The organism is Rhodothermus profundi (genome assembly GCF_900142415.1).
GTDB lineage: Bacteria > Bacteroidota > Rhodothermia > Rhodothermales > Rhodothermaceae > Rhodothermus > Rhodothermus profundi.
The window spans coordinates 97,049-118,292 of record NZ_FRAU01000008.1; the positions used below are offsets into that span (position 1 = coordinate 97,049).

The window sequence follows — 21,244 nt, forward strand, 5'->3', positions numbered from 1 at the left end:
AGGGGGAGAGGGGGAGGCCTGGTTGGAGTCCTTCTCCGAGCTCTTTCCGGTGAGGAAGGGGGAAAGAAGGCTTCACCGGTGAAAAAAGGCTGTCCGCGTTGCAAAGGCTGTGCGTTGCTGCGTGCTGTTGTGGGCGTAGTAGCCTGCTGCGCAGAAATACAAAAAAGACTTGCTAACGTTTTATGGCCGAGCGTAACTACCATCCACAACGTCAACGAGCGGCAGGAAAGCCTGCAGATCCAGAGCAGAATGGGGAGGTGGACTGGGAAGCATGGCTTGACGAACTGTTGCAGGAAGTCGAGCTTGCACCGCCTGGTAGCACGCCCCTGGAGCAGGCCCAGGCTTTGATCTATCAGGCGTGGCACGAGCCTGATCGGCGGCGCCGCATTGAGCTGGCCAGGCAGGCACTGGACTGCTCTCCTGACTGCGCCGATGCCTGGGTAGTGCTGGCTGAAGAGGCAGACGATGTAGCAGAAGCGTTGCGTTGCTATCGGGAAGGGGTTGCCGCCGGCGAGCGTGCGCTACCGCCCGCTTTATTTGAGCAGGAGTGTGGATGCTTCTGGCAGATCCCGGAGGCCCGTCCGTACTTGCGAGCCCGCGTAGGACTGGCGCAATGTCTGTGGTTGCTGGGAGAGCAGGACGCCGCGCTGCAGCACTTCTGGGAGCTCCTTCGCTTAGACGCGGGCGATCACCTGCACGTGCGGTATTTGCTGCTGGAGGCCTTGCTGATTCGCAACGACCTGCAGGCGCTTCGCCGACTTATTGACATGTATCCCGATGACGAATCAGCCGCCTGGCGCTACAGCCGGGCGCTTGTGCTGTACCGGAGCGAAGGCGATACGCTGGTAGCACGGCAGGCGTTGCGCGAGGCGCGTCAGACCAATCCTTATGTCCTGGATTACTTGCTGGGACGCAAAAAGCTGCCTCGTGCTCTGCCTGACACAATTGAGCCGGGAAGTGTGGAGGAAGCCGTTGACTACGTATCGGTAGCCCGACCTTACTGGAAAAATACCCCGGGTGCGCTGCGCTGGTTGCGGCAGCAGGTTGCTCGTGCGCGGAGCCGTTAAATGCGGAAGCCGGGAGGAATTCCTCCCGGCTTCCGCGTGCTCTGTCCGCAGAAGAATCGCGCTTCAGTTACTTTTGTCCCCTGAAGAGGTCGTTTCGCTTTTGGCTTTGTTGCCGTTTGAGCTGTTGCTGTTGCCTTTGCGAGCGTAGTCGGTCAGATAAAAGCCACTCCCTTTGAAGATCAACCCGGCCGATCCCGTGATAATCCGCTCAACGCGTTGACCGGTGGTCGGGCAGTGCGTCAGCGGTGGATCGGTAATGCGTTGTTCGATTTCAAAAGTGGTTCCATCCTCACGACGGTACACGTAGGTCGGCATAGCGACACCCCTTCTGGTTTAACAGCTTGCAGAAAATTCGGCGTCTGGCTGCCACAAATCGTATTCCACACCGACAACCTGTCGGACGGCGCTTTTACGGCAGGAGGGTGTCGAGGTTCAGCGTAGGAGGGCCGATGATGGCCTGGTAGGCAAGGTCGGCCAGTTTGGCACGTACAGCCAGGTGTTTTCGATTCTCCCGGGTGGGATAGACCCGATTGGTCAGCAGGATAACGAACAATTGCTGGTCCGGGTCGATCCAGATCGACGTCCCTGTAAACCCGGTATGTCCGAAGCTGCGCGGCCCGAAAAACTGACCTGCCGACGAATAGCCTTCGGGGCTCCGGGTATCCCATCCCAGCGCGCGCGTTCCCGCACGCTCCGGATCGACCGGCGTGGTAAACAGGCGAATGGTTTCCGGTTTCAGGAACGCCCTTCCGTTGATGCGGCCTTCATTAACCAGCATGTAGGCAAAGCGGGCCAGGTCGGCCGCCGTAGAAAACAGTCCGGCATGCCCGGCCACGCCACCTAAGATCCAGGCGGTCTCATCGTGCACCTCGCCCTGGATGAGCCGATGGCGAAAGAGGGTGTCGAGCTCCGTAGGCACTATGGTGGTGTCGGGCCGGCCAACGGGTCGAAAGCCCGTATGACGCATGCCCAGCGGACGAAAGATATGCGTTTCCGCATACTGGTCCAGCGACTGGCCCGTAATGCGCTCAATAACCCAGCCCAGCACAATCATGCCCAGATCACTGTAGCGCGCCTGCGTGCCGGGTTCGTAGATCAGCGAGTCGGACAGAATCGCCTGCTGCACTGCTTCGGGTGAGGTGATTCCCATGCGGTGGAAGGGATAAAACGGAGCTAGTCCCGCCGTGTGCGACAGCAACTGGCGAATCGTAACGCGTTCCTTACCGTTCTGGCCGAAAGCGGGCAGGTAGCGGGCGACGGGAGCGTCTAGGTCTAACTGTCCGGCCTCGTAGAGCTGCATGGCAGCCGTAGTGGTAACCACGACTTTGGTCAGAGAAGCCAGGTCAAAAACCGATTCCGGCGTAACGCGCTGGTCGGACGTGTAGGTAAAGTGCCCGTACCCTTTCAGCCACACGATAGCCGGACCTCGGCCAATCGCTACAGCGGCGCCCGGAAAGGCCCGCTCGGCAATGGCAGCCTGCAGGAGCGAGTCGATCCGGTAGAGTCGTCGGGTGCTCATGCCTACTTCTTCAGGGTAGGCCAGGCGAGGGACCACCTGTTCGAGCTGGAGGCCATCGCCGCGTTGAAAGTAGCCGGGAATGGTGATGGGGAGACGACCAGTGAAAGGTGCCTGGCCGAAAAGAGCCTGCACGACGGCCCGCTGGGTGGTTGTGTTGCCGCCATAGGCGGCCAGGTAAACGGCAGGGGGGCGCTTCAGGTCCATGATCATATAGGGGTTGCCAAAAGCAATGAGCACGACCGGGGGGCCCTGCGCAATCAGCGCGTCTAGAAATTCGCGCTGACGGTCGGGCAGGCGAATGCGGCCGGTGCCCGAGCGGACAAACAGGTAGGCCGGTACCAGCACCACGTCGGCGTGGGCCGCAGCCCGCAGGGCGGTCTGGTACTCCTCAGGATGAGAGCGCACGTCCAGTAGGCGGGCTGTTACGTGATCTTCCGGGGCGATCTCGCGAAGGGTTTGGACAAAAAAGCGTCCGGTGGCGGGGTCGTCGCTGTCGCTGAGAATGACTACCTGAAGCCGCCGCGGTGCGTTTGGAATATCAGGTAGGGGGAGCAGGTTGTTCGCATTTCGAAGCAGGGTCAGGGAAGCACGGGCGATGGTCTGGCTCAGGGCCTGATGGGGCGCGATGCCTACCAGGTACGGGAGTGCGTTCAGATCGACGGTTCGCTCCCGGTGCAGCCCCAGCCATTCCTTGGTAAGCAGGATGCGGCGCACCGAGGCCTCAATGCGTTCTCTGGAGAGGCGGCCCTGGGCAATGGCTTGCAGGATGGCGGCGCGGGCTGCTTCAACATCCTCTGACAGAAGCAGGAGGTCGGCACCCGCCTCCAGCGCCCGAACGGCGGCTTCCCCGACGCCGAAGTGTTTGGTGACGCCCTGCATTTCAAGGGCATCGGTAACCACCAGGCCGTTGAAGCCCAGCTCGTTACGCAAAAGATCGTGTGTAATGCGACGTGAAAGGGAAGCCGGCAGGTCAGGGGTTGGGTCCAGATAAGGCAGTGCCAGGTGGCCGGTCATGATGCTTCGCACGCCTGCTTTGATCGCAGCCCGAAACGGCACCAGCTCCAGCGTGTCGAGCCGCCGGCGGTCAAACCGGAGGATGGGCAGATCGCTGTGCGAGTCGATGGACGTGTCGCCGTGACCGGGAAAATGTTTGGCCGTGGCAACGGCGCCCGCATCTTGCACGCCGCGCACAAAGGCCCGTACCATCGTGGCCACAAAGAGCGGGTCTTCGCCAAAGGCACGTACATTGATGATCGGATTGAACGGATTGTTGTTTACGTCCGCGACCGGTGCGTAGAGCTGGTGCACGCCCAGGGCCCGTGCTTCCCGAGCCGTTACGTAGCCGACTGCATAGGCATAGTCCGGGTTGCCGGTAGCGCCGATGGCCATGGCGCGCGGAAAACTGGTGGTGCGGCGAACGCGCATGGCCACGCCCCACTCGGTGTCCTGGGCAATAAGCAACGGCAGCCGGCTTCGGCGCTGCAGGTCGTTGGCAAGCACAGCCTGGCTGTAGGGATCGCCTCGGAAGAAAATGATCCCCCCCACCTGAAACTCCTCCACCAGGCGCACCAGTTCGCGGTATTCCGGATCGTCCACGCTCTGGAATACGCCACGGGCTCGGACGGCAAAGAGTTGGCCGATCTGCTGCTCCAGCGTTAGCGCTCGGAGCTGCGTCTCGGTCCAGGCACCTAATCGGGAGGGATCATGCGCAGCACCAGAGCGGTGCGAGAAGGCCAGGAGCGTAACACTGCCCGCAAAGAGCAGGACAGACAGCAGACGCATCGTCATGGGGAAGCATGCCGTTTGGGAACGTCTGCCGGAGTTTACAAAATTTCATTCTTTAATGTGAATTAAGGAAACAGGCTTTTCATTTCATCATCCAGCTCCTCGAAGCTGCGCTCCGGTCCGCGCATAGCCTGGTAGAACGTCTCGTCGTACGGACGCGTCTGCACAACGACCGGCATGGGAACGGCATGCCCCAGAATGAGCGCCTGTTGCTTGGAGTCAAGGGATGCCAGAATCTGACGCAGTGCGCCGGCATCGCGCGTGCCTACCAGTGCTGCCGTGAGGTCTTTGTCGTCGTTGAGCTGGGCGATAATGCGCGTGCCAATCTGACTGAGCACTTCTTCGTCAATAGCACTGGGCCGCTGGTCGACCACCAGGAGCGAGACAAAGTACTTTCGCATTTCCCGGGCAATTTTGCCAAAGGGCGTCTCGCGAGCAATGCCGGGCAGCAGGAATTTGTGGGCTTCCTCAATGGTGATGATAAGCTGAGGGGGACGGTCGGCCGGATCCTGCGTTTGCAGGTAGTGCGCCGTTTTTTCTTCATAGGCGGCGCGAACGCGCCGCGTAATCACGTTGGCTACCAGCAGATAGACCCGCAGGTCGTCATAGCGCCCGAATTCGAGCACGACCGATTTGCCGTCGTTCAGGGCTTCCAGCAGATCTTCCAGCACGTCACGTTTACCCGCCGACGGTTCGGTCTTGAAAAAGTCGTAGCGTTCAAATGTGGCGAGCTTGCGCCGCAGGGCTCCCAGCGAAGCCGGATGCGCGCCCACGTGCTCGGCCAGTTCGTTCAATGCAGCTTCGGAAGTTTGCAGGAGGCGGAGCAACCAGTTGCGCCCAAACTTGCGCTGGAGCAGGTAACTGCTCTCAGCGGCCGTTTCGTTGAGATTCAAGGTGTCCTGAAGCGGCAGAATATCTTCCGGTTCGATCTGGTCGGCGTACAGGTAAACGGCGCAGTCTGGATCGCGGCCGGTGCGCTCGCGCGTTCCCTGAGGATCTAGGGAAAAAACCTGCACGCGCGTTGGAAACAGCTCGCGCAGACCCTTGACAAAGGTGCCGTCTTCTTTACGGGCATTGTAACCGTATTCGGAGTGCATATCAAACACCAGATTGACGGCCTTTCCCGTTTTGATCGTGCCGCACAGAAGCAGCCGCGTCAGGAAGGTTTTCCCGGTGCCCGTTTTGCCGAAGACGGCATTGGAGCGCTCCACAAACCGATCCAGGTCGATGCAGACCGGAATGCCCGGCATGCCCAGCGGCTCGCCAATCTGAAAGTAGCGATGGCCTCCTTCATTGGCCTCGTGGCCGAAGATGCGGGCTACGTCTTCAGCGGTAGCGCGGGCAACAGGAGCGAAATGACTGGGCACTGTTTTGACAGGGAGAATCTCGGCCAGCTCCTGCAGCCCATCGTTACGCATCATGAGCATGGGCTTGAGCGTGACGGTTGCGTAAGTGCCCGAGCCCTTCAAGATCTGACGCAACAGATGGTCGTCCGTGGAGGGAGGATGGAGCAGGATATTTTCGTTGGCCGCGTCGATGCGCACGTCTGTGATCAGGGAGAAAAAGTCATATTTTTCTCCCTGGATGACCACAAACGTGCCCGCCACCACGTCTTCGATGGATTCGTGGGCGTCAAGCTTCATTTCGACGCCCTTGGTCAACGATCCATGCGTGATGACGCCCAGTCGGTCTGGACGCTCATTCAGTCGGCGAAGCGGTTCCATGAGGTTCCGGTGTGGTTGGTGAAGGCGCTGGCTGACGCTGCAACCAGTCCAGTGCTTTTTCTGCAATCAGGCCTACGGTTACTGCCAGGATCACGTCGAGCAACAGACCTGGCAGGATGCGACGAATGAACAGACGCGCGGCGCGAGGAAGCAACAGCACGGCCAGTGCGCCGCTGATAAAACCACCGATCCAGCGCAAGAGGCTCCACTGCAGGTCAGCCCCGGTATCGGTTGTGCGTTCAGCGTGCCAGCTATTCATGGCCCTGTGTGGTCTGGTTAAAGTTGCTGGAGGAAGCGTGACAACATTATGACACCACTTCGGAACGGGTGGGTTCACGGATGGCCAGTTGGCCGCAGGCAGCGTTGATGTCCTGGCCCCGGCTTCGGCGCACGGTAACCGTCACACCGCGGGCGACCAGAACCCGGATAAAGGCCTGAAGGCGTGCTTCGGAAGGTCGGCAGAAAGGCAGGCCTTCAACTGGATTGTACAGGATCAGGTTAACCTTACCGGGTGCCCGTCTGGTAAGGTCGGCCAGGCGATGCGCATCTTCGGGACGGTCGTTGAAGCCCTCAAACAGGCAATATTCATAGGTGATAATCTGCCCTGTACGCTGTTCAAAATAGCGAATGGCTTCGATCAGATCGTCCAAATCGGTCTGCTCGCTTCGGTTGACCGGCATGATGGCCGATCGCTGCGCATTGGTGGGAGCGTGCAGCGAGACCGCCAGGCGAAAACGCACTCGGTCGTCTGCCAGCTTCCGGATGCGGCGTGCCAGTCCTACAGTCGAAACTGTGATGCGGCGCGGCGATAGCCCGAGGCCATCCCGATCGGTCAGCAGCGCTACGCTTCGGAGCACGGCGTCGTAATTCAGCAGCGGCTCACCCATGCCCATGTACACAACGTTTGTGATGCGCCGGCCAAAGCGGGTCTCGGCCAGCTGGTTGAGCTGCCAAACCTGGTCGTAAATCTCACCGGCTGTCAGGTTTTGCTGAAACCCCATCAGACCGGTCGCGCAAAAAGCGCAGCCCATCGCGCAGCCCACCTGACTGGAGACGCACACCGTCAGGCGACGCACGCGGCCCGTCTCATCAAAGTCCGGAATCAACACCGATTCGATGTGCCGCCCCGAGGGAAGCCGAAAGAGCACCTTGATCGTCTGGTCGCTGGCCGTGAGCTGGCGCACAGGCTCCAGCCGCGTGATGCAGGTGCGGCGGGCCAGTTCTGCCCGAAAAGATTTAGGCAGGTCCGTCATCTGCGCGACGGACACAGCCCCTTTCCCATAGATCCATTTAAAAAGCTGGCGACCCCGATAGCGCGGTTCTCCCAGATCTTCAGCCAGCCGCTCCAGCTCCTCGCGACTGAGCGTCCGCAGATCAATTGGTGTGGGCGTGCGCACGATCCCGAAAAGACTTAATCATCTGTGGGCTTCATTCCAACGCAGGGCCTGTGGAACGGTTCAGGGGGGCCTTCGGGCAGTAGCTGCTGCCGCTAGATCACAGGGCGATGAAGGCAGGTTGCTAAAGGAGTGAGCTTGCAGAGGATAGTAAGTACGAGAAATGGCGGCAGAAAAAAGGCTCCTTCTTCGGGAACAGCTCTTTCCTCCAACCTGCCGCTTTCGTATGCTTTAGACGGTCCCTGTATACGCTCAGATGGAAAAGGTCGCCATGAAAATGCTTCAGATACTCGGATTCTTTGTTATGGGCGCGCTGGCCTGCCAGGCGCAGCCGACGGCGGAGCCGGTTACAGCCTTTGTGCACGTGAACGTGCTTCCGATGGATCGGGATACTGTGTTGTCTGATCAGACCGTCCTGGTGCGTGGCACGCGAATCATAGCCGTAGGACCGGCGGCTGCCGTGGAGATCCCGGAGAACGCGCGGCGCATTGAGGGGAGGGGACGCTACTTACTGCCCGGGCTGGCCGAGATGCATGGGCACGTGCCTGGCGGCAATGCACCGGCGCAGTACGTCGAAGACGTGATGTGGCTGTACGTGGCCAATGGCGTCACAACCGTGCGCGGAATGCTGGGAAATCCGGCCCAGTTGGAGTTACGCGAGCGCATTCAGCGCGGAGAACTGGTGGGGCCAACGCTCTACCTGGCCGGGCCTGCCTTTAGCGGACGAACCGTTCGCACGCCTGAGGAAGCGGAGGAAAGGGTGCGGCAGCAAAAAGCTGAAGGCTGGGATCTGCTCAAAGTGCAAGAAGGGCTTCGACCGGAAGTCTACGATGCGATGGCGCGCGCTGCGCACGAAGTGGGAATTCGTTTTGCCGGACACGTGCCGGACGAGGTAGGCCTGCGCCATGCTCTTGAAATGGGCCAGGAGACGTTCGACCATCTGGATGGCTTCATTGCCTACCTGGATGCGTTTGACCGGCCCATCGACGAGACGCGGCTGCGCGAGATCGTGCGTCTAACCCGGGAGGCGCAGGCCTGGGTCGTACCGACGATGGCGCTCTGGGAGGTGCTGATGGGCGCAGCCGACCTGGAAACGCTCAGGCGCTACGAAGAATTGCGGTATATGCCACCGGAGATCGTCGCGCGATGGGTGCGAGCGCATGAGCGACGGTTGAACAATCCCCGTCTGGACCGTGCGGCAGCCCGCCAGCACATTGCCAACCGCATGCGCCTGCTTAAAGCGCTGGCAGATGGCGGGGTAGGCATCCTGTTCGGTACCGATTCTCCCCAGCAGTTCAGCGTACCAGGGTTTTCTGTATATCGGGAAATGGCGCGCATGGAGGCAGCCGGTCTGACGCCCTATCAGATTTTGCGTTCGGCTACGTACAACGTGGGGCAGTATTTCCAACGGCACGATCGCTTCGGCGCCGTGGCCATCGGGCACCGGGCCGATCTAATTTTGCTGGAAGGGAATCCCCTTGAAAACCTGGAGCACCTGAAACGTCGGGTAGGTGTCATGGTACGGGGCCGCTGGTTCCCAGAAAGCGAACTGCAAGCTCGCCTGGAAGCCATTGCAGCGCGTTATGCCCGGTAGACCCTGCGACAGTGGGGCAAAACCCGAAGAGCTTGTACCCGGGGGATGGTCCGGGAAGCGCCGCTGCTTGTTTTAAACGGAAGCATGACGCTCCAGGCAGATGTCGCAGGCGTTGCAGCGTTCAGGGACTGATTCGCCAAAGTAGGTGAGCAGAAAATGGCGGCGGCAGGTGGGGGTTCGGGCGTAGCGTATAAGAGCATCCAGACGGGCTCTGGCCTGCACGCGCGCCTGATGCAGCAGCCGATCATCAAGGATAAGCCGCTGAGGGCGGGCCATTTTGAAGCGAACGAATCGAGCGCGGCCGATCTCCAGCCAATCCAGTAGCGTGCGCTCGCGCAGAAAATCCAGGCCGCGTAGCAGGCGGTCGCGTTCCAGGCCGGTGCGGTGGGCCAGGCGGCGCAGGCTAACCGGCCACCAGGTTGCAAACGCCTCTGCTGGAAGGGTGCGCAGCAACGCCTCGACAAAACGGGACAGCCGCCGATTGCTTGATGCAGCCGCAAAGCGCCGGAGCGTGTCTGGCGTGCCCTGCAGGCGCAGCAGCACGTAGTGGGGGGGTAGCCAGACAGGTTCCCAGATATGGTGGCGTGTGAGGAGCTCCAGGGTGTGCTGGACAGCTCCGACCGGTACGCCCACGATGCGGGCCACGCGTTCGGTGTCAAGCAGAACAGGGGTGGTCGGACAGAAACCTATGGGGACCTGAGCCAGACTGCATGCTACCTCAAAGATGCGTGCTACCACGTCGCGGCCAGGATAGCGCTGCGCTATAAGGTGCTGCTGCAAAGCGATGTCGCGTTCCTGAAACAGGAGCACGGCATAAGCCCGGCGTCCATCGCGTCCTGCCCGGCCTGCTTCCTGGTAATATGCCTCCAGCGAAGAGGGAAGCTCAACATGAATGACAAAGCGCACGTCTGGACGGTCGATGCCCATGCCAAACGCACTGGTGGCAGCTGTGATGCGAGCACGCCCTTCTCGCCAGGCACGATAGGCGGCGGTGCGGTCGGCCATCGAAAGGCCTCCATGGTAACAGACGGCCGCCACGTTCATGCGGCGCAGTATCTCCGCCCAGCGCTCAGCGCTTCGGCGGGTGGCGCAGTACACGATACCCGGCCCCGGCACTCCCTGCAGCACAGCTCGGACGCGTTCGGCCTTGTGAGCAGTCTGGAACACTGACCAGATCAGGTTCGGTCGGTCAAAACCGCGCACGACGATACGGGGAGTGCGCAACCCTAATTTGGCAACAATGTCCTGCCGTACGCGTGGGGTAGCCGTTGCGGTTAGAGCGAGCAGGGGAGGGTTGCCCAGACGCTGGCGGGCTTCGGGCACCTGTAAATAGGCAGGACGAAATTGCACGCCCCACTCACTGACGCAATGCGCTTCGTCGATGGCCAGCAAGGCTACCCGCAACCGTGTGGCACGCTCAGCAAAACGCGGCGTGATGAGCTGTTCTGGGGTTACGTAAAGCAGTCGATACGCCCCGTGCTCGGCATTGGTCCAGCACTGTTCGGCCACCTGCGGGGTCAGATGACCGTGCAGGAACGCTGCAGCAATGCCGCGCGCTCGCAGACGAGCTACCTGGTCCTCCATGAGCGCAATAAGCGGTGAAACGACAAGCGTCAGGCCTTCCAGCATTAAGGCCGGTAGTTGATAGCAGACCGACTTGCCGCTGCCTGTTGGCAGGATGGCCAGCGCGTCCCGCTGCTGAAGAACGGCTTCAATGATTTCCCATTGCCCGGGTCGAAAGGTTTCGTGCCGCCAGTAGCGACGCAGCAGGGTGCGTGCCGTGTCATATAAGTCGGCCGCTACCTCGCGCATAGTTCAGTACCGTTCGGATGCGATAGCTTCGCCGGTAACCAGCGCTACGCCCGCGCTGGTGCCCAGCCGGTTAGCGCCGGCAGCAACCAGGGCTTCAGCCTGGGCGCGCGTTCGAATACCACCGGCAGCCTTCACGCCCATCCGGCTTCCTACGACCCGACGCATGAGCTTCACGTCGGAGACGGTAGCGCCCCCTCCCGCAAATCCGGTAGAGGTCTTGACGAAGTCGGCTTCTGCTTCTAATGCCAGGCGGCAGGCGGTTTCCTTTTCGGCATCGGTGAGCAGTGCTGTTTCGAGAATCACTTTCACCAGCACACGTTCGCGTCCGGCCGGTGGTGGTGCCTGATGGGCGATGCTCACCACCGCGCGTATGTCTTCCAGCACCTCCTGAAGCCGCCCGCTTTTCAGCAGGCCAATATTCAGCACCATATCCAGCTCGGCTGCTCCGTCCTGAATAGCCTGTGCTGCTTCGGCAGCTTTGGTCGCCGTACGGTTGGCGCCCAGTGGAAAGCCGATAACAGTGCAGACAGCTACCGAGCTGTCGCGCAGCAGGTCGGCTGCCAGCGGTACGTAACAGGGGTTAACGCATACGGCAGCGAAGCCATAGCGGCGCGCTTCGTCGCAGAGCGCGCGAATGCGCGCGTCGGTCGTGTCGGGCTTAAGGGCTGTGTGGTCGATCAGGCGGGCGAGTTCCCGGGGCGTCATGGTCGGTGCGGTTCGGTGGTGGTAGGGAACCAAATTGGGGCGTATCGGGCAGGGCTACCTGCATGGCAGGGTAGGCCAGCTCAATGCCGCCATGCTGGCGGAACGCTTCCAGGATGCTGACCGTCAGGGCGTGTTCGGTGCCGCGACGCTTGCGCACTTCGCACAGGTAGCGGAGCGTCAGGCGAATCCCATTCTCTACGATACGCACGTAAACAAACGGCGTCAGGATGCTGTAATGTACGAGAAATTCCCGCGACATCTGGCGGATTTCTTCGGCCACCTGGCGTTCGATAATGGCGGTTGATTCACGGGCCAGCGATTCCATGATGTCGCGGGCGGCCTGCCAGTCGCTGCGAAACGTAACCGTTACCGATAGCTCGTTCCAGATAAAGCGAAATCCCTGGGTGTAGTTATACACAGGGTAAAGAAAGACCCAGGCATTAGGGATGTGCACCAGGCGCCCGGTGCTCTGGTCGGCTTCGACCCATCCACCAATCTCCATGAGCGTGGTGCGCATGACGCGAATGTCAATGACGTCCCCGCGCACCCCGTTGATTTCAATGCGGTCGCCTCGCTGGTAAGGGTGCATCAGCACAATGCGGAGCCATCCGGCAACGCTCAGCAGCGTTTCGCGTAGGGCAATGGCCAGACCAGCACCGACGACGGTCAGGATGGCCACCAGTTCGGCCGGCCGAGGCGAAAAGATGACCAGCAAGAGACCTATCATGACCACAACGCCGGTGCGTCGGATCTGGCGACTGATGCGATAGACGCGATCCGGGTCGTCGATGCGGCGCGTGAGGAGCCGGATGGTTACGCGCACCAGCACAAAGACGACCAGCAGACCGGCGATCGCCAGGGCGAGCCGGTAAAACAGGTCCTGTTCTTGGATAGAAAACAGCTCGCTCATGAGCGGGTCTCCACTTCCGGCGTGTGCCGCAGGTGACGAAGCAGAGCGCGATGGTATTCGCTAATGAGCTGATGCGGGCGCAAAAAGCCTACAATTTCTCCGCGTTCGTCCAGCACAGGCAGCTCAGGGTAGCGCGTCTCCAGGAACCGATTGAGTGCGTCTTCAAGCGTATCGGACAGCCGCACCGCCTCAAACGGCACCTGTACGTCCTGGGCAACAATGAGCGGGCTCAGCGCATCCGCCTCCCGCAGGAACGATTGCAGGTCTTCAAGTAACACCAACCCCAGATAGTGCGGCGGGTGACCCTTGCCGGGAGCTACCACGGGGAGCACCACTTCCCGCGTGCGCGTGAATACGTCCAGCATTTCCCGCAGCGTGTGGCCCGGTTCCACCGTGTGAAAGTAGGGCACCCGCTCAACGACAGCAGCCACCGGAATCTGCCGTAGCAGGTCGGGCAGAAGCTCGGCGCGATGCGCTGGCGAGTCATTGTGCGTGCGCACCTGTTCTTCAAAGAGGCTCCAGCGCCGGGCGACCAGATGCGTGATAACGCCGGCAAAAATCAAAGGCACCAGCAGGGAGTAGCTGCCGGTCATTTCGGAAATCATGATTGTCGTGGCAATCGGTACGTTGGCCGCTCCGCCCACAAACGTGCCCATGCCGATGAGCACGTAGGCTTCGGGCTGGGTTACCAGGTTGGGCAGTAGCCGATGCAGGCCTTCGCCATACAGGCCGCCCAGCATACCCCCAATGACCAGGGAAGGAGCGAAGGTCCCCCCGGAACCGCCAGACCCTATCGTTAGCGACGTTGCGATGATCTTCAGAAATGCCAGAAGCGCCATGAAGCCCAGTGGCAGGTTGCCGTCGATGGCCTGCTGCAGCCAACCATAGCTTGAGCCCATAATGGCCGGAAAGAAAAAGGCCAGAATGCCTACCAGCAGGCCGCCCAGAGCAGGCTTGAGCGCCGGAGCCAGCGGAAGCGGATCAAACAGCCGGCGCTTCGTCCCATAAAAGATGCGTACGTAAAAAATACCGATGATGGCGCACAGGAGCGCAAAGCCAACAAGCGGCAGCAGCTCCAACGGATTAACAAACTCAAACCGAGGAGTAACAAAAACCGTCCCTGAGCGCTCAATGCTCGTGTAGAGGGAATAGCCGGTAATGCTGGCTACAATGGCCGGCATGAGCGCCTCACTTTCAATATCTTCGCGATACAGCACCTCAACGGCGAAAAAGGCACCGCCCAGCGGGGAGCGAAAGATGCTGCTCAGGCCAGCTGCCATGCCGGCTACCAGAAACAGCCGGCGCTCACGCTCGCTGAGCCGCAACCGCTGCGCCAGCCAGGAACCCAGGCTGGCACCGATCTGCGTAATGGGACCCTCACGGCCCGCGCTTCCGCCCGACCCGATGGTCAACGCCGAAGCAATGGTTTTGACCAGAGCTACTCGGATGCGCATAAAGCCCCGCTCCCGATGAAAGGCCCGAATGACGCTGTCGGTGCCATGACCTTCCGCCTCAGGCGCGTAGGTAAACACAATCCACCCGGAAATCAGTCCTCCCAGCGTTGGGGCAACCAGGAGTAACCAGCGCCGGGTCGGTTGCAACACCTGCTCCAGATCAAAAATATCCGTGCCGCCTTCCCCTTTAGGAAAAGGCATCGGGTAGCCGGCTCCATCGATCAGCATCAGACGCGTGAGCAGCGTAACCAGCTCGCCCAGCACCAGGGCCGCCAGCGCCCCCAGCACTCCAATAATGGTCGAGTAAAACATCCAGCGCCCTGTAATGCGCCAGTCGAAGTTCTGCGTCCAGGCTAGAAGCGTGCGTGGATAGAAAAGCCGAAAAATCTGAGCAGGATCAACATGGTTGCGGCGTGCCATAACCGACTAAATCATTCAACACTCAATGCTCGGTGCTACAGGACCCTGCCTCCTAAGATACGTTCCTGAAGTTATCGACGCTGATGTGCCGGATCGAAACCCTGACATATTTTTCTTCATTAACTGGAGAGCGTGAAATTCCTGAGGCCAGAGCAATGGCATCACTGAATCTGTCGGATTTGCGCGGACGTTTGCGCAGCCGGCGCGCCGGACTTAACCGCTGGATCTTTGGGCTTGCGCTGCTGGGCCTTCTCGATACCACGCACCTCTGGGTGCAACAGCAGCGGCAATTTGAAGAAGGATGCTTTGGCGTGGCAAGTCTGGCTCCGCTGGAGCAGGCCTTCGATTGCGCTTCCGTGGTGCAGAGTGCAGCCGGAACGCTGCTGGGGATCTCCAACACGGCCTGGGGCGCCCTGTTCTACGCGGCAGTTGCGTGGCTTAGCGCCCTGGCACTGGTCCGTCCGGCACTTCGCCGGCCCCAGTACAAACTGCTCCGAACCGGACTGCTCGGAGGCGGCTTGCTTTATACCCTCTATCTGCTCTATTATCAAGCATTCGAACTGGCTACCTTCTGCTCGCTGTGCCTCGTCTCAGCGGCTCTGGTGCTGACGATGGCTGGCCTGCAGGCTTACGAACTATTCACCTTCCGTCCTGCCACCATGGAACGACCGGAACGGCTACGCACCGAACGATTCGCTCTGAGCGGCCTGGCCCTGGTAACCGTGCTGCTCATGGGCGCTGACGTATATCTGAACGATGCACTTGCGCCAGAGACGCCAGCAACAGCAGCGGCTGAAACGCCTGCTGCGCAACCAGCAGCTCAGACCTGCACTTTTGATGCAGAACGGCCTCCGGTACGCTATTACCGGGAGCTGATCACAATGAATGATCCTACAGCAGGCAATCCCGAGGCAAAGGTGGTGGTCATCGAATACCTTGATCCGAACTGCCCCCATTGCAAGAGCTTTCATCCGGTCATGAAACAGGTGATCGAACGCTATGGGGTGCAGGCCTACTTTGTGTTCAAACCAATCCCCCTCTGGCAATTCTCCATTCCGCAGGTAGCTGCATTGTATGCGGCAGCCCGGGAGGGGAAATTTGAGGCTATGCTGGAGGCGCAGTTTGCACGCCAGCGTTCCGGAGGATTGCGCCTGGAAGAAATCCTGGATATAGCAGAACAGATCGGCATGGATCCCGACCAGTTGGCCCAGCAGATCAATGAAGGGGTTTTTAATGAGTACATGGCGCGGCAGCGCCGGCAAGCCAGCATGATCGGTGTGCGAGGGGTACCTACCGTTTTGATCAACGGCCGTTTCGTGCCCGGTGTCGCTCGGACAGTGGAATGCCTTGGCCAGTTGATTGAGCAGCAGGCTAAAGAATCGTAAGCTGGTAAAAATGGCGGGGTGAAGGCAAAGCGGCGGCGGAAAGGTCCGCTCATGCAGCTCAGCCTTATGCTGTGGCTGCTGACAGGCTTCCGGGCTGTAGCTCAGGAAGAACCCTGGTGGACGGCCGTCTGGAAGCCCCTGTTGACCTATCGGGGGGTGGAGATCACTTATCTGTTCTATTCGGAACAGAACACTTCTTACAACGGGGTAGTGCTTCGGCTGCACAATCGCAACGCGTTTCCCGTTACTCTTCGTTTTCAGGTGGTTTTTCGGGCTGACGACGGCAGCGAACAGACCGCCTGGGTAGCCGATACGCTTCAAGCAGGTGAAATGCGCACTGGCGGACTGGCGGGATTGTTCTGGACCCCATTCCGCGATGGGCGCTCGCTGACCGCACTGGGACTGCGCAAAATCCGCATTCAGGCGCTCCGGTAGGGCAGGCCGATGGGGCGGTAACGTCAAGGGAATTGATCAGGGCGTCTCTTCAGGAGACGAAATTCCCCAGCCGCCTCCTCCAGGGGTTTCGATACGGATGCGGTCGCCGGCTTCCGCCTGAAAACTGACTTTGCCCGGCATGCAGCGCGTTTCTCCTTGATGGATCCACAGGTTGCGGCCAGGCTTACCCGGAGCGCCGCCGGCCAATCCATAGGGCGCGCGCCGTCGCCGTTCGGTGAGCCAGGTTACCCGGGCAGATGCCAGGAGCTCCATCTCCCGGATCAGCCCATCGCCGCCCCGGTAGCGGCCAGTCCCGCCCGATCCATCCCGAATGGCGTAACGCGTTACGCGCAACGGATAGGCATACTCCAGCGCTTCGATAGGGGTGTTCCAGGTGTTGGTCATGTGCGTGTGCACGGCCGACGTCCCATCGGCGTTGGGCATTGCGCCTGCCCCGCCAGCCAGCGTTTCGTAGTACGTGTAGTAATGGCCCGTGCGCGGGTCGAGCCCGCCAATGGTGACGTTGTTCATGGTACCCTGAGAAGCCGCCGGGATGCGGTCGGGACAAACCTGCGCCAGGGCGCCCAGCAGCACATCGACTATGCGCTGCGAGGTTTCTACATTCCCCCCGGCCACGGCCGCAGGAGGCCGGGCATCGACAAGCGTACCAGGACGGGTGATGATTTGCAAGGGACGAAGGCAGCCTGCGTTGGCAGGCACGTCGTAGCCCAGGAGCGCCCGGAATACGTAGTACACGGCCGAGACCGTGATGGCTCGGACGGCGTTCAGGCTGCCGGCGCACTGGGGATCGGTCTCCGAAAAATCGATGGTAGCGGCGTCTCCCGAAATAGTCAGGGCTACCCGAATCCATAGCGGCGCGTCGCTCAGACCATCGTCGTCGAGCGCATCCTCAAAACGGCAGACTCCGTCAGGAAGTGTGCGCAGAAAGGCACGCATTAACCGTTCGGCATAGTCCAGCAGGGCTGAAAAAGCCGTGCGCAGCGTATCGAAGCCGTAAGCAGCCGCCAACTCCTGCAGACGCCGAACGCCTCGTTCGTTAGCGGCCAACTGGGCACGGAGGTCTCCCTGACGCTCCTCAGGTGTGCGCACGTTGGCCAGCAGCAGGGCCCACACAGAGGGGTTAGGGCGGCCTCGTTCCATCAGTTTGACCGGGGGAATAATGAATCCTTCCTGGAAGATTTCGTGGGCCAGCGGCATGGAGCCCGGAGCCATGCCGCCGATGTCGGCATGGTGTGCTCGACTGGCCACAAAGCCTAAAAGCTGTCCCTCCACAAAGACCGGCGAGACAAGCGTCAGGTCAGGCAGGTGGGTGCCACCCCGAAACGGATCGTTGAGCAGGACCGCGTCCCCGGGCTTTAGCTCGGGAAACGCCTCCCGGCAGGCTTGCACGGAAAGCGGCAGGGCGCCCAGATGAACGGGAATGTGGGCTGCCTGAGCTACCAGTTCGCCTTCGGCCGTGAACAGAGCGCATGAATAGTCGCGTCGCTCTTTGATGTTGGGCGAAAACCCTGTGCGGCGCAGCACGGCGCCCATTTCTTCGGCTACGGCAGCCAACAGATGGCGGAAAATTTCCAGACGAACCGGATCCATTTCAGCTTTCGATCCACACATTGCCAAAACGGTCAATATGAGCAATGGCTTCCGGGGGAAGGTAGACGGTGGTGTCGGGACGCACTAGCACGGCCGGACCTGTTAGCCGATTGCCGGCTCGAAGACGGGTGGCGTCAAAAAAAGGTACAATGGCACGGGTCGTTTCAAGCACCACCGGACCGGTGTCCAATAATGCTTCAGCCGGCGGTTCGAGATCTCCGGAGGCTACGGTGGGAAGAACAGGCGGCGCAACCGGTCCGGTAGCCCGCACGCGCAGGTTAACAATTTCAGGAACCTGCTCCGGCGCGGCATAGCCGTATCGCTGCTGGTGCAGGCGATGGAAGGCGCGCGCCCAATCACGCCTGAATGGCACGGTCAGTTCGTAACTCTGGCCGGGATAGCGGACGTCGAGCAACTGTTCAATTTGAATCTGATCTGGTGCGAATCCCTCGGCTCGCAATTGATCGCTTCCCTGCTGGACCAGCAGGCGAAAGCGCCGGCGCAGCTCGCGCAGCGGAGTCGTACCCGGCAACATAACCGTCTGAACGTAGTCACGCACGACGTCGGCAGCCAGCATGCCCAGCGCCGAAAGCACCGAAGCCTGTGCTGGGACCAGCACGCGGCGGATGCCCAGAGCACGCGCCAGAGTAGCGGCATGCAGCCCGCCGGCTCCCCCGAACGAAACAAGCACAAAGTCACGAGGATCGTACCCGCGCTCGACCGAAATGACGCGCAGGGCACGGGCCATGTGGGCCTCCGCGATGGCGATGATGCCTTGCGCCGCTACCTGAGCAGGGGTCAGGGGGCCTGAGGCTTCCAGGCGCAGCCGGTAGGCCAGGCGCGTCAAAGCCTCCTGAGCCGCTTCGGCATCCAACCGGTGTTGCCCCCCAAGAAAGGTCTCCGGCCGGAGGCGGCCCAGCACCAGGTGCGCATCGGTGACCGTAGGTTCTGTGCCGCCACGCCCGTAGCAGACTGGACCGGGATCGGCACCGGCGCTTTCCGGGCCTACGCGCAACGCTCCTCCAGGATCGACACGGGCCAGAGAGCCTCCACCGGCCCCGACCGTATGAATGTCGAGTAGCGGAATACTGATGGGCAGCCCTCCGATGGTGCCTTCTGTGGTTAGCGGCAGGGCGTCAGGAACCAGCGCTACGTCGGTAGAGGTGCCGCCCATGTCGAAGGTAATCAGATGACGCACGCCGGCCAGTCCCGCCACAAAACGAGCGCCGATCAGCCCGCCGGCCGGCCCCGAGAGCACGCAACGCACGGCCTGCGCGCGCGCCTCACGCGCATGGATCAACCCCCCGCTGGATTGCATGACGCGCAGTGAGGCTCCCAGCGCTGCCTCAAGACGGCCCAGGTAGCGATCCAGCACAGGGGCCACGTAGGCGCTGGCGACCGTTGTGCTGGCGCGCTCGTACTCTCGAAAAGCAGGCAGGATGTCGCTTGAGGCGGCAACTGTAAAGCCAGCCGCACGCAACGCTCGGGCAAGCTGCTGCTCGTGCGCTGGATTGGCAAAAGCAAAAAGAAAGCAAATGGCCACCGATTCTACCCGGGCGCGTCGCAGCGCTTCGATCAGCGATGGAATAGCCGCATCGTGAAGTGGAACAAGCACGGAACCATCGGGCCCCACGCGCTCCGGTACCTCGAAGCACAGCGGGCGCGGTACGAGCGGCTCCGGTTTACGTGCGGCCAGATCGTACAGCGCAGCCCGATGCTGGCGACCAATGTGCAGCAGGTCGCGAAAGCCCGCAGTGGTTACAAAGGCCGTGCGAGCACCTTTCCGTTCCAGTAAGGCATTGGTGGCGACCGTCGAACCATGGACAATCTGTCGGGCAACCTCCGGTACCTGAGCCAGACCTTCAAGCACGGCCCGCGCCGGATCATCCGGCGTAGAAAACACCTTGAACGTGGTCAGCCGTCCTTGATCTTCGTCGAAGACGACAAAATCGGTGAACGTTCCGCCGATATCGATGCCCACACGGATGCTCATGACCTCAAACGACGCAGTCGGTACAGATAGCGGCTTACGCACAACAGGAGCACAAGGGTCAGACCACCGGCCACCTTCAGCAGCAACGACTCCGAAAGCGGCGGACCTATGCCGGCTGCCTGCAGGGCCGCCAGCAGATTGCGCAGGCCCAGCAGCACAGCCACGCCAACTGAAATGCCGGTGAGCAGATTGAGCCCGCGTGACGTGAGGCCATTGCGGCCCATCAACCGGGGATCGTTGGTGGCTATCCACAGAAATACGGCCACGACCGGTAGCAGCACACCGTTCAGCGCCTGCGCAGTAATGATGGCGGGAATAGGACGCAGGTCCAGTAAGCTCAACGTTATGCCGCTTCCCCAGACTACCAGCCAGGTGATCCGATACGTTCGATTGGGCTCCGAAGCGTTGCCAGACGAGGGGTCGGCCAGCAGGCCCCGGGCCGTAATGGCGGCAGCGATAGGAGCAGTTAACGCCGAGGTAAAGCCCGCTGCAAAAAGCCCCAGAGCAAATAGCACGCGCGCCCCGTCTCCCAGCGTCCGCCCGAGCGTATCGGCAAGGGCCTCGTAGGTAAACGCGCCCTGCACGGCTGTGCCCACCACCAGAATCGCCATGGAAATCAGACCGCCCCCGACAATCGCAACGGTGAGCCCAAAGCGCGTAACATTTAACTGCTCTCCCTGAGCAAGTCCTGAGCCTAAAAAGAGGTTGTAGGGCACGACGGTGGTGCCGATCAAACCGATTACCAGCAGGCCTGCTCCTTCCGGTAGGGAGGGCCAGACCAGCCGGTGTAGCAGGGCTCCGTCGAGCGGATGCACCTTCAGCGCCGTCACCAGAAAAGCCAGACCCATGAATGCTACGAACGCACCCAGCACGCGCGGTAGCATCCGAAGCGTGCCAAACCAGAGCAAGGCACCTGAAAGGAGGCCGATACCGATGACGAGGAAAGGCCGAGAAACCGGCCACACCAGCTCCAGGCCGGCAACAGCGCCCAGTACGTTCCCCACTTCGAAAGCTGCATTACCCAGTACGATGGCTCCCAGCGCCAACAGGCGAACCGCTACGCCTTTCCACCCATCGAATTGATGGCGCAGCGCTTCGGCCAGCGGCAGCCCTGAGCAGATGGCCAGCCGGGCAGCCGCCTCTTGCAGGGTCCAGCAGGCCAGCGTTGAAAAGGTCAGCGCCCACAGCAAGGCCAGTCCATAGTGCGCACCGGCAGCCGCTGCTGTCGTGACCGTGCCGGGGCCAATAAAGGCTGCTGTCAGGACAGCGCCGAGCAGGATAGAGGTCCAGCGTTTCATGCAATGAGCCGGCAGGCTTAGACGCAATGCGACCGGAAACTATGAGAACGAAAGGCAAAAATGCCACCCCTGCCCGAAAGCGCCAGGAGACTACGCCGCTCGATCCCCCGATCAGGCATTGCCCGAGGGGTTTGTTCT

General features: G+C 61.0%; 16 protein-coding genes. 4 read left to right on the top strand and 12 right to left on the bottom strand.

Features of this window, described 5'->3' with window-relative positions; all coding sequences use genetic code 11:
- Window positions 1–182: 182 nt before the first annotated feature.
- Window positions 183–1,067, top strand: coding sequence for a hypothetical protein (locus tag BUA15_RS11385; protein ID WP_072716115.1), 885 nt, complete (start codon window positions 183–185; stop codon window positions 1,065–1,067).
- Window positions 1,068–1,130: 63 nt separating this feature from the next.
- On the opposite strand, the gene BUA15_RS11390 is transcribed toward BUA15_RS11385, so the two are convergent.
- From BUA15_RS11390 to rlmN, 5 genes are all read right to left on the bottom strand, one after another.
- Complete coding sequence (locus BUA15_RS11390) at window positions 1,131–1,382, bottom strand: FmdB family zinc ribbon protein (protein ID WP_072716116.1); 252 nt, start codon at window positions 1,380–1,382, stop codon at window positions 1,131–1,133.
- 94 nt (window positions 1,383–1,476) lie between these two features.
- A complete protein-coding gene (locus BUA15_RS11395) occupies window positions 1,477–4,374 on the bottom strand; it encodes a serine hydrolase domain-containing protein (protein ID WP_072716117.1) in 2,898 nt (965 codons plus the stop codon).
- 62 nt (window positions 4,375–4,436) lie between these two features.
- Complete coding sequence (locus BUA15_RS11400; RefSeq protein WP_072716118.1) at window positions 4,437–6,095, bottom strand: ATP-binding protein; 1,659 nt, start codon at window positions 6,093–6,095, stop codon at window positions 4,437–4,439.
- Window positions 6,070–6,354: a hypothetical protein gene (locus BUA15_RS11405; RefSeq protein WP_072716119.1), complete on the bottom strand. Its 285-nt coding sequence runs from the start codon at window positions 6,352–6,354 to the stop codon at window positions 6,070–6,072. The genes BUA15_RS11400 and BUA15_RS11405 overlap by 26 nt, the downstream gene beginning before the upstream one ends.
- A 46-nt stretch (window positions 6,355–6,400) precedes the next feature.
- Window positions 6,401–7,492, bottom strand: coding sequence for a dual-specificity RNA methyltransferase RlmN (gene rlmN / locus BUA15_RS11410; RefSeq protein ID WP_143149610.1), 1,092 nt, complete (start codon window positions 7,490–7,492; stop codon window positions 6,401–6,403).
- Between the two features lie 268 nt (window positions 7,493–7,760).
- Here rlmN and BUA15_RS11415 point away from each other — a divergent pair, with 268 nt between their 5' ends.
- Window positions 7,761–9,083: an amidohydrolase family protein gene (locus tag BUA15_RS11415; protein WP_072716152.1), complete on the top strand. Its 1,323-nt coding sequence runs from the start codon at window positions 7,761–7,763 to the stop codon at window positions 9,081–9,083.
- 72 nt (window positions 9,084–9,155) lie between these two features.
- Here BUA15_RS11415 and BUA15_RS11420 read toward each other — a convergent pair whose 3' ends face one another.
- From BUA15_RS11420 to BUA15_RS11435, 4 genes are read right to left on the bottom strand one after another with little or no spacing between them, the layout of a single operon-like run.
- Window positions 9,156–10,895 (bottom strand): RecQ family ATP-dependent DNA helicase, encoded by a 1,740-nt coding sequence (locus BUA15_RS11420; protein WP_072716121.1) that lies wholly within the window; start codon window positions 10,893–10,895, stop codon window positions 9,156–9,158.
- A gap of 3 nt (window positions 10,896–10,898) precedes the next feature.
- Window positions 10,899–11,600 carry a deoxyribose-phosphate aldolase gene (gene deoC, locus BUA15_RS11425; RefSeq protein WP_072716122.1) on the bottom strand — a complete coding sequence of 234 codons (702 nt, stop codon included), beginning with the start codon at window positions 11,598–11,600 and terminating at the stop codon, window positions 10,899–10,901.
- Entirely contained in the window at window positions 11,554–12,510 is a 957-nt protein-coding gene (locus BUA15_RS11430) for a mechanosensitive ion channel family protein (protein WP_072716123.1), read from the bottom strand. The genes deoC and BUA15_RS11430 overlap by 47 nt, the downstream gene beginning before the upstream one ends.
- Window positions 12,507–14,384 (bottom strand): chloride channel protein, encoded by a 1,878-nt coding sequence (locus BUA15_RS11435; RefSeq protein ID WP_072716124.1) that lies wholly within the window; start codon window positions 14,382–14,384, stop codon window positions 12,507–12,509. The genes BUA15_RS11430 and BUA15_RS11435 overlap by 4 nt, the downstream gene beginning before the upstream one ends.
- Window positions 14,385–14,539: 155 nt before the next feature.
- Between BUA15_RS11435 and BUA15_RS11440 the strand changes: the two genes are divergently transcribed.
- Window positions 14,540–15,769, top strand: a complete 1,230-nt coding sequence (locus BUA15_RS11440; RefSeq protein WP_072716125.1) for a vitamin K epoxide reductase family protein — start codon at window positions 14,540–14,542, stop codon at window positions 15,767–15,769.
- A gap of 66 nt (window positions 15,770–15,835) precedes the next feature.
- Window positions 15,836–16,204, top strand: a complete 369-nt coding sequence (locus BUA15_RS11445; protein ID WP_143149611.1) for a hypothetical protein — start codon at window positions 15,836–15,838, stop codon at window positions 16,202–16,204.
- 36 nt (window positions 16,205–16,240) lie between these two features.
- Here the strand turns inward: BUA15_RS11445 and BUA15_RS11450 are convergent, their stop codons facing one another.
- From BUA15_RS11450 to BUA15_RS11460, 3 genes are read right to left on the bottom strand one after another with little or no spacing between them, the layout of a single operon-like run.
- The gene (locus BUA15_RS11450) at window positions 16,241–17,815 is read right to left on the bottom strand and encodes a hydantoinase B/oxoprolinase family protein (protein ID WP_072716127.1); all 1,575 of its coding nucleotides are present in this window, start codon (window positions 17,813–17,815) and stop codon (window positions 16,241–16,243) included.
- A gap of 1 nt (window position 17,816) precedes the next feature.
- Window positions 17,817–19,808 carry a hydantoinase/oxoprolinase family protein gene (locus BUA15_RS11455; RefSeq protein WP_072716128.1) on the bottom strand — a complete coding sequence of 664 codons (1,992 nt, stop codon included), beginning with the start codon at window positions 19,806–19,808 and terminating at the stop codon, window positions 17,817–17,819.
- Window positions 19,805–21,106: an NRAMP family divalent metal transporter gene (locus BUA15_RS11460; RefSeq protein WP_072716129.1), complete on the bottom strand. Its 1,302-nt coding sequence runs from the start codon at window positions 21,104–21,106 to the stop codon at window positions 19,805–19,807. Before BUA15_RS11460 ends, BUA15_RS11455 begins: the two co-directional genes overlap by 4 nt.
- Window positions 21,107–21,244: the final 138 nt, after the last annotated feature.